10 protein-coding genes are annotated in these 12,357 nt (G+C 42.3%); 5 read left to right on the top strand and 5 right to left on the bottom strand.

Features of this window, described 5'->3' with window-relative positions; all coding sequences use genetic code 11:
* Window positions 1-844 precede the first annotated feature (844 nt).
* The 5 genes from A8F95_RS09975 (at window position 845) to A8F95_RS09955 (ending at window position 4,389) form a co-directional block, all read left to right on the top strand.
* Window positions 845-1,165: a YbjQ family protein gene (locus A8F95_RS09975; RefSeq protein WP_065410365.1), complete on the top strand. Its 321-nt coding sequence runs from the start codon at window positions 845-847 to the stop codon at window positions 1,163-1,165.
* Between the two features lie 5 nt (window positions 1,166-1,170).
* Window positions 1,171-1,401, top strand: coding sequence for a hypothetical protein (locus A8F95_RS09970; RefSeq protein ID WP_065410364.1), 231 nt, complete (start codon window positions 1,171-1,173; stop codon window positions 1,399-1,401).
* 225 nt (window positions 1,402-1,626) lie between these two features.
* Window positions 1,627-2,217 carry a chromate efflux transporter ChrB gene (gene chrB, locus A8F95_RS09965; protein WP_281181761.1) on the top strand — a complete coding sequence of 197 codons (591 nt, stop codon included), beginning with the start codon at window positions 1,627-1,629 and terminating at the stop codon, window positions 2,215-2,217.
* Window positions 2,214-2,756 (top strand): chromate efflux transporter ChrA, encoded by a 543-nt coding sequence (gene chrA, locus A8F95_RS09960; protein WP_065410363.1) that lies wholly within the window; start codon window positions 2,214-2,216, stop codon window positions 2,754-2,756. The genes chrB and chrA overlap by 4 nt, the downstream gene beginning before the upstream one ends.
* Window positions 2,757-3,006: 250 nt before the next feature.
* The gene (locus A8F95_RS09955) at window positions 3,007-4,389 is read left to right on the top strand and encodes a sigma-54 interaction domain-containing protein (RefSeq protein WP_065410362.1); all 1,383 of its coding nucleotides are present in this window, start codon (window positions 3,007-3,009) and stop codon (window positions 4,387-4,389) included.
* A gap of 40 nt (window positions 4,390-4,429) precedes the next feature.
* Here A8F95_RS09955 and A8F95_RS09950 read toward each other — a convergent pair whose 3' ends face one another.
* The 5 genes from A8F95_RS09950 to A8F95_RS09930 form a co-directional block, all read right to left on the bottom strand.
* Window positions 4,430-5,998: a BCCT family transporter gene (locus A8F95_RS09950; RefSeq protein WP_065410361.1), complete on the bottom strand. Its 1,569-nt coding sequence runs from the start codon at window positions 5,996-5,998 to the stop codon at window positions 4,430-4,432.
* Window positions 5,999-6,172: 174 nt separating this feature from the next.
* Window positions 6,173-7,204 carry an aromatic ring-hydroxylating oxygenase subunit alpha gene (locus tag A8F95_RS09945; protein WP_065410360.1) on the bottom strand — a complete coding sequence of 344 codons (1,032 nt, stop codon included), beginning with the start codon at window positions 7,202-7,204 and terminating at the stop codon, window positions 6,173-6,175.
* A 267-nt stretch (window positions 7,205-7,471) separates the two neighbouring features.
* Entirely contained in the window at window positions 7,472-8,965 is a 1,494-nt protein-coding gene (locus tag A8F95_RS09940) for an amino acid permease (protein WP_065410359.1), read from the bottom strand.
* A 136-nt stretch (window positions 8,966-9,101) separates the two neighbouring features.
* Window positions 9,102-10,604: an aminotransferase class I/II-fold pyridoxal phosphate-dependent enzyme gene (locus A8F95_RS09935; RefSeq protein WP_065410358.1), complete on the bottom strand. Its 1,503-nt coding sequence runs from the start codon at window positions 10,602-10,604 to the stop codon at window positions 9,102-9,104.
* Between the two features lie 295 nt (window positions 10,605-10,899).
* The gene (locus A8F95_RS09930) at window positions 10,900-12,312 is read right to left on the bottom strand and encodes a sigma-54 interaction domain-containing protein (RefSeq protein WP_065410357.1); all 1,413 of its coding nucleotides are present in this window, start codon (window positions 12,310-12,312) and stop codon (window positions 10,900-10,902) included.
* Between the last annotated feature and the right edge of the window lie 45 nt (window positions 12,313-12,357).

Here is a 12,357-nt window from a genome sequence, read left to right as displayed (position 1 = left end):
TCTAATAAAATCCAATGCGGCATAAATATAGCACATAAGTAAATAACCAAACAAATTAACAATTTACTATAACTTTTGGCCTTATGTTCATTCTTTCTCCATCTACTGTCCTGCTGTTTTTTGTAAAAGAATAGCTAAAACTTCTGCTTGCCGCCTTCATGTAAATTTTGTTAGCGAGCTTACATACGCCAATGGTACTTTTATCTAACAATCCCCTTTTTACTTTTCAATGCAGCTATTTAACTAAATAAACTGATGTGAGTGAATAAAAAAACCATAGCCACTTTCCCCTCTTTTTGGCATAAGGCGTTTATACTTTTTAGTGGTAAATGTTTATTTATCGACGCTCAGTGCGTTTACTATCTTTAGATTAGTCATGATTTTCTCTCATAAATTTAGTCATAAACAACTACATCTCAATCACTAGAGAGAATGAACAATTGAAGCACAGTTCTTTTTTTATCAAAATAGGAATTTATGATACTTTGTTTGCAAGGAGGCTCATTCGATAATATTAATTTTTATACAAACACCTCCTAAAAACATCCAAAATACCCATTGAAATTGAAAGCGTTTTCTTTTATGCTGTTATTAGGTTGGACAGCAACAGTGGCTGTCATGGTATTCGGCGCAGGCGGGGCCGGTATCGTATATTTATGAATAAAAAATCATCGTTTGTATTTAAAATACAAACGATGCCCACAACTTCACATACTTCTGAAAAGCGTTAAGAAAGTTTTTAACGCTTTTTTTCATGCTTTATTCATTCAGCCGACATAGCAGACATATAAGAAACAAGGTACAATAAAGAAGAAGTTCATTTATTTACAAGGGGTGGAAAAATATGTTGATCGTGACAACCGAGAAAATTGCTGGTTATAAAATTACTGAAGTAAAGGGCCCAGTGTTTGGCCTAACCGTTAGAGCACGCGGAATCGGAAAAGATATTGTAGCTTCATTCAAAGGACTGGTTGGCGGGGAAATTAACCAGTATACAGAGATGCTAGAGGATGCACGGAAGCAAGCAATGGACCGTATGGTAAAGAACGCTAACGCCATGGGCGCTAATGCGATTATTATGATGCGCTTTGATTCCGGCGAAATTGGCCAGAATATGAGTGAAATCGTTGCTTATGGAACCGCTGTTATCGCGGAACAGGAATAAAGCAAATGATAGAATGGATTGTCGGCTTTTATGGCTTGCAGCTGATTGCCCTTATCATCTTAGTAATCGGCTCCTGGTTCATTTGGGACCGCCGCTTCAAAACAAAACACGGTGAAAAAGTACCAGAGGGCTTCATCCGCACAAAAGAAGTCTCGATTGACCCAACAACAAAAAAGAAACTCGTCGTTTACATGCACCCTGATACAGGAGAACGATTCTATAAAGAAGAAGACTAACCGAAAAGACTCCAGGCCTTCCCTGGGGTCTTTTCAGTATCTATTCATTCATCAATGTATTTAGGTGAGCCACTCACTTATTGGAAATTTTTTATTCAATAAAATACATAAAAAGTATTTCCCCATAGGTAGCCTTCTCAACTATTTGTTAAGATAACTGTAATCACTCTATCTAAATAAAGAGAAAAGGACGAATCATTTTTAAACAGACAGGAGGACAATCATGTGAGTTGGAAAGCGTATATTGATATTGCAGCAGCCATGGCCCGAACGGGAATTTTAGGATACGGAGGAGGCCCGTCCGTCATTCCGCTTTTCCAGCATGAAGCTGTTACGCGCTATAAGTGGATTAGTGATGAAGAGTTCGGTGAAATTTTAGCCTTTGCTAATGCGTTGCCCGGACCGATTGCCACAAAAATGGCCGCCCAGCTCGGCTATCGCCAAAAAGGAACGATCGGCGCTTGTATAGCCGTGATCGCGCATATCTTCCCTACTACCGTTGGAATCGTTGCACTTCTAGGGATACTCTATACATTAAAGGAATCCCCTATCATTTCAGGTATGATTGCAGCGGTCCGTCCCGTGATTGCTGTTTTACTTGGCATGATGGCTTACGAATTTTGTGCAAAAACGTGGAAAGGGTTAGGAAAAGTCATCGGCCTTATTTCTGGCCTAGTTGCTTTTCTGTTGCTTGGCATCATTCATATTCACCCAGCTATTACAATCGCGCTGTTTTTAGCTTATGGTACCGTTCATTTTAAGTTTTCAAGCTGGGCCAAGCGGAAGACCGGCCAAGATCGTGAGGGGTCACTATGATTTTTGTACAGTTATTTTTAGCATTTTTTATCGCAAACTTGCTCGGTTACGGCGGAGGGCCAGCCTCTATCCCTCTTATGCAGCAGGAGGTAGTCGATCATTACGGCTGGATGACCAATGAACAATTTGTTGATATGCTTGCGGTCGCCAACGCTTTGCCTGGACCCATTGCAACGAAGATCGCGGCCTTTGCCGGTTATCAGCAGGCTGGCTGGCTTGGACTAATCGTAGCTACTTTAGCGACTGTTGCTCCTTCTGCCATTGCGATCGTCGTTCTTCTTAAAGTCTTGAACCGTTTTAAGCACTCTCCTGTTGTAAAAGGAATGACCCTTCTCGTTCAGCCGGTGATCGCGATCATGATGATCATGCTAACGTGGGAATTCAGCCACGTCTCCTTTGATTCCATCGGCTACTGGCAATCCTTTCTCATCGCCGCCGTTGCCTTGCTGGCGATGACCAAGTGGAAAGTACATCCGGCCATCGTCATCGTAGCAGCCTTTGTTTACGGCGGGTTAGTACTGCCGCATTTTACAGCATAATAATAGAAGAAAGCTCCTTACCTACATGTTCCCAGGGGGCTTTCCTCTTATTTGTTTCGCGCGCCTATGCTCCATAAACGGGGGAATATGACTTTCTTTATAAAAGGCTAATTGAAAGCGGGCGCTTGTCTTTTATTATCTTGTGATTAATTTTCAGAATAGATAGAATGTTATGTATCACAACAAGTGAATGGGGCGATTAGAGTTCATTGTCCTCTTCGCCGCACTACTCTTTTGGGGGAGGCTCTATATGAAACAGCTATCCAATCTTACTAAAAATGTAGATATGACTTTAGAATCGCTTGTAAAGATACTAGATTATTCATCGGATGAGATTTTTGTTCTTGACGGAAATAAGACTATTATTTATGTGAATAGCGCCTGCGAAAAACATTATGGATTAAAAAAAGAAGATGTTCTAGGCAAATCTAGTGTAGAACTATTTGAGCAGGGTTATTGGAAACCATCCCTTGCTCCAGAAGTATACGAAAAGAAAAAACCGCTTTTTATGAAGCAGACAACGAATCTTGGGGCCGAACTGCTTACATCGGCTATTCCGATACTAAACGAAAACAATGAGGTTGAATTAGTCGTCACCACTGCACGAGAATTACAGAACTATAACCTGCTTAAAAGAAATGAGAAAACAGGTGTTTCAGCCTCCAAGCATTCAGAGCAAACAGAAATCGATCTTATTACAAACTGCGAAAAAGTGAAGAGTATTTTAAAATTCACTCAAAAAATCGCGGTAACGAATTCAACTGTTTTAATTCAAGGAGAATCTGGGACAGGAAAAGGAGTGCTCGCTCGCTATATTCACCAAACAAGCAAAAGAAAGGAAGGTCCCTTTTTAACTATCAATTGTGCAGCGATTCCGGCTGAACTACTTGAATCGGAGCTGTTTGGCTACACCCCAGGCGCTTTCACCGGCGCTAATCGAACAGGAAAAATAGGCCTGCTCGAGGCTGCCGATCAAGGAACACTTTTCTTAGACGAGATCGGTGAAATGTCATTAAGTCTTCAGGCAAAGCTTCTTCAGGTCATCCAGGATAAAAAATTTATTCCCGTTGGCGGCTATGAAGAAAAGAAAGTAGATATACGCATTATCGCTGCCACGAATCGAAACTTGGCTGAGATGGTGCAGCAGAGGCAATTCCGGGAAGACTTATATTACCGTTTAAATGTCATTGACATAAAAATGCCACCTCTAAGAGAACGAAAAGAAGACATCATCCCGCTCTCCTACAATTTTTTGCACACCTTTAACCGCCTTTATGAAATGAACAAGCTCATTTCCCAAGAGTGCCTTGATATGCTGACGTATTATTCTTGGCCGGGAAACGTACGGCAATTAGAAAATTTAATCGAAAGACTCGTCGTGACGAGTGATTCCATCATTGATGTATCCGATCTTCCTGAAATGATCTATGAAAGCATTCAAGATAATCCCGCTCTATCTCCCCCTTCCTCTCTTAATGAAGCGATAGATAGAGCTAAAAGAGAGATTGTCCGCAAATCGTTCCAAAAGCATAAAAGCTCGCGAAAGGTTGCCAAAGACTTAAAAATCAGCCAGACAAACGCAGTGAAGCTCATCCAAAAGTATTGCGAAGACCTGCGCGATCATTCATTTTAGCCAAAACAGGAGCCATCCTAGATAGGATGGCTCCTGTTTTTCAGCTCGACTTTTTTTCAGATATATACTCCTCTTTTTCAGATCGATCAAGCGAAACTTCATGAGTTCGATAATCCTCTTTTAGCCATTTTAATAAAGAGATCATAATGATAAGGGAAATAAACATGATTGGAAATCCAGTAATGACGGACAGTGTCTGCAATGCTTCTAGCCCGCCCCCATACATTAATACAATCGCGACAGAGCCGATAATCAGCGCCCAAGACAACCGAATCCATCTGGCCGGTTCCTTCTCTTCTGTCGTAGCTTTTGTTGACATAAATGAAAGAGTATACGCTGCAGAATCAATCGTCGTTGCCAGGAAAATAAATGCCAAAACAATAAAAACAGCAAGCACAACGTGTGAGCCCCACGGCATCGCCTGAATCATGGCCACGATTGCCGCCGGTGCCCCTTCATTTTGTAAAATATCAATGACTGGCAGAATGTTATTTAGTTCAAAATAAAGACTCGTATTGCCAAATACTGAGAAGGCTAACGCACAGCCAAGGGTTCCGCCAATACACATGGCGAAGACGACAGAACGTATTGTTCTTCCTTTTGAGATTCTAGCGGTAAACATTGCCATAAACGGTGCTAAAGCAAACCACCATGCCCAGTAAAAAATCGTCCAATCTTGAGCAAAGGTGGAGCCGCCTACCGAATCTGTATACAGACTCATTCTTAAAAAGTTTTGCAGCAGCAATCCCATGCTGTCCGTAAACTTGTTAATGATAAAAACCGTCGGTCCCGCGATGAAAAAGAACAGGGCAAAGGCAAGGTAAATATGAATATTAATGTCACTTAAAACTTTTAATCCTTTTTTCAATCCGAAATATAAACTTGCTGAAAAGATCAGTGTCCAAAATACGATAATCGCGACATCGAGCCCTAAGGAACGTTCAATGCCAAATAGTTTTGATACCGCTTCTGATAACATTGGTGTCCCTAAACCGAGCGATGTTCCAACACCACCGACGATCCCAAACATAAACAGAATATCAATACACTTTCCTAAATAACCATCTACCCGGTCCCCTAGTACTCCTCGGCAGGCTGAGCTGAGCCGTGTGTTGGGAATCTTGCGAACGTAGAGCGCATAGGCTAAAGCAATGGAAGGAAGACAGTATACGGAAAAACCCATAAAGCCCCAATGAAAAATTCCATAAGTCGATGCCCATTCCGCTGCTTCTACACTCTTTGGAGCGATTCCGAATGGAGGCGCCGTATAATAATAGCTCCATTCAATAAACCCCCAATATAGCAAACTCGAGCCTGCCGTTGACGTAAAGATTAACCCGATCCAGCTGGCAGTAGAAAACTCAGGTTGATCATGTTTATCCCCTAGTTTAATATTTCCATACTTGCTCATGGCCAAATAGAGCAAAACCACGAAAATTAAAAAGGTAACGAGTAAATAAAGCGAGCCGAATTTGCCGCTGATCAGTCCCAATATACTTCCTAAAAACTGATTTCCTTTTTCAGGGTTAATCAGTACAGGGACTGTAAAAATTGCTAACACAAGCAGCGCCGTTGAAAAAATAAATCGATCTACCCTCGATTGTTCCATCGTCAACCCCCCTCTTTCTGTATATTCTGACTTTTATAATTAGAAAGACCTTTGTTGCCTTCATTTTACCGAAAAGAAAGATTCAGCGATATCCAATCTAAATAAGAAGCTTTTGTTCGAATATAAGATACGCTGAATGCAAGTATCAAACATATTTTCAATGGATTAAAGCCTTTACTTCATCGCTTCTTTAATTTGCTGGTGAAAATGATGCAAAGCGTGTTCAGTCGGTGAATAAACGCCTCTTTTAAAAGCTTGGGTACGAAAGCCTGTTTGCAAAAGCTCCACAAGCTCAAAGTCTTCTTCCCGTACTTGGTCAACAAACTTGATGAGCTCTTCTTGCTCTTCAGATACTTCTTCTGTTGGGAAGTAGTAACTGTAAATAGCGAGTGATTGATCAGGGGAAAGCGGTAGAATCTGGCTCGTTGTCATGTTTCCGGAACCGGGATAAATACTAATCATCATATTAGGCCATACCCAATAGAACTGGGCTGGTTCTTCACTTTTTCCATTCGTTAGACGCGAATACTGACAACTATAATTCTTATAGAGATCGATATTATAATTTTTCATATCGAAGGTTTTAGAGAAAGCCGGATGAGCAATCAGGCAATGGTCACATTCCAAGTAATTATCGACGACCGCTTTCCAGTTCGCCTCAATTAACCGCTCACTTACTCTTACTTTTTTCAAAGAATGAAGAAAAGGATATTGATCCAACCCGCCCATTAATTCTTCGTAAACATCTCTGAGAGAGGAGGCTTCTGGATCTAAATTGATAAAAATCATCGATTGATAGACCGCTAATTTGACTGGTGTCATGCAGCTATGCTCTCCTAAATCCGTCGTTTTGAAGTTAGGAGCTTTATTCAGTTTGCCGTCTAAATGAAACGTCCAGCCATGATAGGAACACATAAAAATTTTCTTGTTGCCTTCTTTGCTGCGCTCCACTTTTGCTCCCCGATGAGGACAAATATTATAAAAAGCATGTAGCTCCCCGTCCTGGTCTCGGCTAATAATGATGGATTCTCCTGCAATCTCAAAGATGAAAAAGTCACCTTTTTGTTCTACCTGGCTCACATGCCCGGCAAGAATCCAGTTTTTTAGAAAGATCTTTTTTCTCTCTTCTTCGAAAATTTCAGGATTTACATAATGCTCATAAGGCAATGTATACCCCAGTTGCTGTGCTTCTTCTTTTACGTTCATAAAAATTCTCCTCCCCAATAGTAAGTCATAAAAATGATGCCTTTCTATCTATAATGCAATAGCTGTGCCAATAGCCATTAGGGGTAGAAAAGCCGTTAAAACCACTCTTTTCAAGAAGAAAGTGAGTTTTTTTACGTTCAGGTGAGTTTTTTTGAAATCACTTCTCCATAAAAAAGAGAGTGCCTTTTTTTCGGCACTCTCCTTCTTATTTTCGATTCACCGTTGCGTGAAAGTTGTGAGCGCTTCCATAATGGAAAGCCGTCACGATTATGATTTGTTAAAATTACATTTCTCTAGCGGTACAATTTTTGTTTTCTTTATAAATTTATACCCTAACCAAACAGCAATGAACAATGGAAGACCGATGTAGGAAATGATCGCTCCGTTCCAGTCAACTGCGCCGCTTGTGAAAGCGCTATAGTTTTGTCCTAAAATAACAATAATACAGAGTGTAAGGGCGAATAGCGGACCAAACGGGAACCACTTTGCCCGGTAAGGCAAGTCACGTAGGTCGCGGCCTTGGGCTATATAAGCTCGGCGGAAACGGTAGTGGCTAATCGCAATTCCGACCCAGGCAATAAAACCGGACATCCCCGATGCATTTAATAACCAAATGTAAACCGCTCCATCTCCAAAGAAAGAAGCAAGAAACGCGAGTGTCCCCATAAGAGAGGTCATAATCAAAGCGTTTACTGGTACCCCGCGACGATCTAACTTAGATAAAAATCTTGGTGCTTTTCCTTCTCTAGCCAAATCCCACAGCATCCGAGTAGAAGCATACATCCCTGAGCTTCCCGCTGATAGAACAGATGTTAAAATAATCGCATTCATTACCGATGCAGCAAAGGCAACTCCCGCCTGATCAAATACAAGCGTGAACGGACTCACCGTGACATCATCACTTGCCAGGCTTGCTGTCGTATACGGAATAATCAGACTAATGATAAGAATAGCAAAGATATAAAATAGCAGAATACGCCAGAATACTTGTCGAACCGCTTTCGGAATCGAGCGGGACGGATTATCAGTTTCACCGGCAGCTACCCCGAATAACTCGGTTCCTTGGAAGGAGTAACCGGCCGCCATAAAGATCCCTAGAATGGTCATAAATCCACCGTGGAATGGAGCATCACCGATCGTAAAGTTTTTAAAGCCAATGTATTCTCCGCCAAGAATGCCAAAAATCATCATGACCCCAACGATTAAAAAGACAATAACCGTTACGACTTTAATCATCGAAAACCAATATTCTGATTCTCCAAATCCTTTAACAGAAAGGTAATTTAATGAAAATATAATCGCTAAACACAAGCCGCTCCACAAAACGGAAGGACTGTTTGGGAACCAAAATTTCATAATGAGCGTGACAGCCGCAAGCTCGGAGGCAATCGTAATCGCCCAGTTGTACCAATAGTTCCAGCCGAGAGCAAATCCTAGAGACGGGTCTACGAAGCGGGTGGCATACGTACTGAATGAACCGGCAACAGGCAAAAAGGCGGCCATTTCTGCAAGACTGATCATAACAAAATACACCATAATCCCGATAGCTCCATAAGCGAGAAGAGCTCCTCCCGGTCCTGCTGTATGAATGGCGCTCCCACTGGCGAGGAATAGACCTGTTCCGATCGTTCCGCCAAGGGCGATCATCGTTAAATGTCTTGATTTTAAATTTCGTTTTAACTCCTGCGGTGACTCTTGTACTCTCTGATTCTCTGCCTCAGATGAAGATAAAATCGTAGATTGCGAGGCGTTATTTGGCATACATTGTTCCCCCTTTTTTCTGATGAGGACCTGTCATGTTCTGCTTGCGGATTCTTCGGTTGTGCATTCCAGTCTTCATACTTTTCTATAACCAGCCGCAGCCTCCTGCAGATGCGGCGGCTGATTGAATTGTAAACTATTCCAATACGTACAATGTTCTGAGCGTGTCATCTGAAGGGCTTTGGAAATAGGCGCCCATTTCCTTCAGCTCTCTAATGGTTTGCACATGAGTGGCCGTAATTTCTTCACCAGGTGTTAACAACGGAATCCCTGGCGGATAAGGAAGAATCATTTCTCCACAGAGGGAGCCAACCGCCTCCTCCAGCGCCACTTTTTTACGCGGCATATGGAAAGCATCCCGTAAAGAGACTTCCTGCTTATACAACGTCCCCTCTGCTGCGAAAAGAACCGTTTCTCCTTTTTCTTCCTTTTCAGTCATAGCCCACTGCTGCAGCTTTTGGTCAATGGCTTTAATAGCGTCCACTACTTTATCAATGTCTTCTTGTTCTTCATTTAGTGAAAACAAAAAGACGATATTGCGCGGGTCGCTGATCTCGGCCGTGCAGCCTTGCTCATAAAACATATCCAACAGCTGATAACCGGAGACAATTTCATTGTTACAGGAGATAATCCACTTTAGCGGATCACGGTAATGAACTTCTTTGCTTCCTTCCCAGATGGAAAGCGCTTGCAACTCGTCTGCAAGAGCAATGCGTCTTTCTTCCAAACGCTTCACGGTTTCTTTTAAATGAGCTCGGCCCTCTGTCACTAAATAACGTCTTGCCAAATCCAAAGAAGCTAATAGCGGGTAGGAAGGACTTGTTGACTGAATCATTCCAAGCACTTGTGCCAGCCGCTCACGGGAAACACGATTTCCTTTTACGTGGAGCATAGAAGCCATCGTCATCGCTGTAAGCATTTTATGTGTAGACTGAACAACGACATCTGCACCTTTAGAAAGAGCCGACGGCGGCACTTCTTCCGCTTGCCCAAAATGTGCGCCATGTGCTTCATCGACAATAAGAGGGACACCGGCTTTATGACAAGTCTCTGCTAAATGAGTAATATCCTGGCTCATTCCGTAATAATTAGGGTTTGTAATCCATACTCCCTTCACATCCGGGTTTTCCTTCAACGCTTTCTCGATAAAATAAATGTCAGACATTTTCGCTACTTTCGTTGTGGATTCAATAGCCGGTGCAATAAAAATTGGCTGAGCGCCTGCCAGCATTAAACCATGGAATACGGATTTGTGCATGTTACGCTGTACGAGAATTTTATCCCCAGGTGCACACAGCGTAAGAGCTACCCCAATGTTTCCAATTGTGCTTCCGCCTACTAAAAAGAAAGTATGATCGGCTCCAAACGCTTCTGCTGCTAGATTCTGTGCGTCTGCAATAAAATCAGTCGGATGATGCAAATCGTCGATTCCTACTGATTCAGTCGCATCAATTTTTAATATGCTGTCAAAGCGGTCAAATGCTTCCCGGTCAAATACCCGCCCATCCTTATGTCCTGGAACGTGCATTGATGTACGCTTGCTTGCTTCATATAAACAAAGGGCCTCATAAAGTGGTGCCGCTGTGTGATCAACTTTAGAATGAGGTGCTTCAGGTAAGTTCGTAATAGTAAGATTCATTCTCTTTCTCCTCTCATGCATTTTTTAATAGCACTGCTTAAACGAATGTCATCTTTCTCTATAGCAAGTTGTATGCCAAAAAGGAGTGACACTTCTCTCAAACCTTGTAGCAGCGCGAAAAATTAACTTTTTCGAGGGAAATAGAGCGGATATTTCGCGAAATGATCCTACTAAAAGCCAATAAAAACCGCCGAATTTTCGGCGGTTAAAAATAGGGAAACAGCTGCACTTTTTTCAAGACAGAGGGCATGAAGCTTGAATATCATAAACAATAAGGAAAACCGCTCGAGTGATTTTACAATATATTTAGCTTCGTTAATTTATATTGCAGTGTTTGCCGGGGAACATCTAGTAACTTCGCTGCCTGTTGGATATTTCCCTCTGTTTCTGCCAGCGCCTGTCTGATCAAATTTTCTTCGGTTTTGATTAGTGCTTTGCGCAATGGCTGCAACGGAATGTCCTCTATCTTCGCTAGCGCCGGGGCACTTCCGGCAATATGCATTGGAATAGACTCTACTGTAATAACATCGCCATCCATAATGTTCATTGCCGATTCAATCGCATGCTCCAGCTCACGAACATTTCCCGGCCAGTCATAACGGTTAAAAACAGCTCGAACCTCATCATCTACCTTCATCACAAGCTTGTTAAAAAGAAAATTATATTTTTGGATAAAGTGATCCGTCAGCAGCGGAATATCCGCTTTTCGCTCTCGAAGCGGCGGGATTTGCAAATTGATTACATTGAGACGATAGTATAAATCTGACCGCAATGTTTTTTCGCGAAGACAAACATCTGCTGTCTCGTTCATCGCAGCGATAATCCGAACGTTCACTTCATGCTCCTTCGTTCCACCTACTCTGCGGATTACACCGTTTTCCAGCACCCTTAATAACTTAGCTTGAATATCGAGAGGCATGGAATTGATTTCATCTAAAAAAAGTGTTCCACCATCCGCAATCTCGAACAAACCAGGGCGATCAACAGCGCCCGTATAACTTCCCTTCGCGGTTCCAAACAAAATACTTTCGAGCAGTGAGGAAGGAATCGCCGCACAGTTTTGTGCAATGAAGGGATTGGGTTGGCGGGGAGAGGCGTTATGGATCGACTGAACGAGCAATTCTTTTCCTGTTCCGGTTTCTCCATAGATTAGAATTGGCGATGAAGTCAAGGCTACCTTTAACGCCTTCTTTTTTAACTGTTCAAGAGCAGGATCATTCGTAATAATATCTGTTACTTGATACTTTGCACCAGTCTGGCTGTTCGAAGTTTTTTTCTGACGCTGCCCTGTTTCCACCCTTGCCTGCAAATCAATCAGTTTTTCGGAAAGCTGCTTTACCTTTGTTAAATCTTTCGCAATCTCAACAGCCCCGACCAGCTCCCCGTCTACTTTGATCGGCAGTGTCGTGTTCACCATATCGATCAATGTTCCACGCAAATTGTAATAAGATTGGTGTTGATTATAGATCGGTTCTCCTGTTTGAATTACTTTCATTAAGGTACTGGTGGCGCTAGACAGAGAAGGAAACGCTTCCAATAAGTGTTTGCCCAGTACCTCCTCCCGCTCGACGTTATCATGCTTAGCAGCCACATGATTGTAAAAAATCGTTATGCCATTGGCATCCACCGCATGAATGCCTTCATCAATCGTGCCCAAAATCGCCTGAATCATCTTCATCTCTTTCGTGTCGGTTGCATTCAATAGCATTTTGAACAAGTCTCCTTTTCCACTTACCAAAAGCTTAAAGTATAG

Origin of the sequence: Pseudobacillus wudalianchiensis (genome assembly GCF_001685015.1) — a bacterium.
Taxonomy (GTDB): domain Bacteria; phylum Bacillota; class Bacilli; order Bacillales; family Domibacillaceae; genus Pseudobacillus; species Pseudobacillus wudalianchiensis.
The sequence above is the reverse complement of the archived record's forward strand: the minus strand, read 5'-3'. Positions and strand labels throughout refer to the sequence as shown.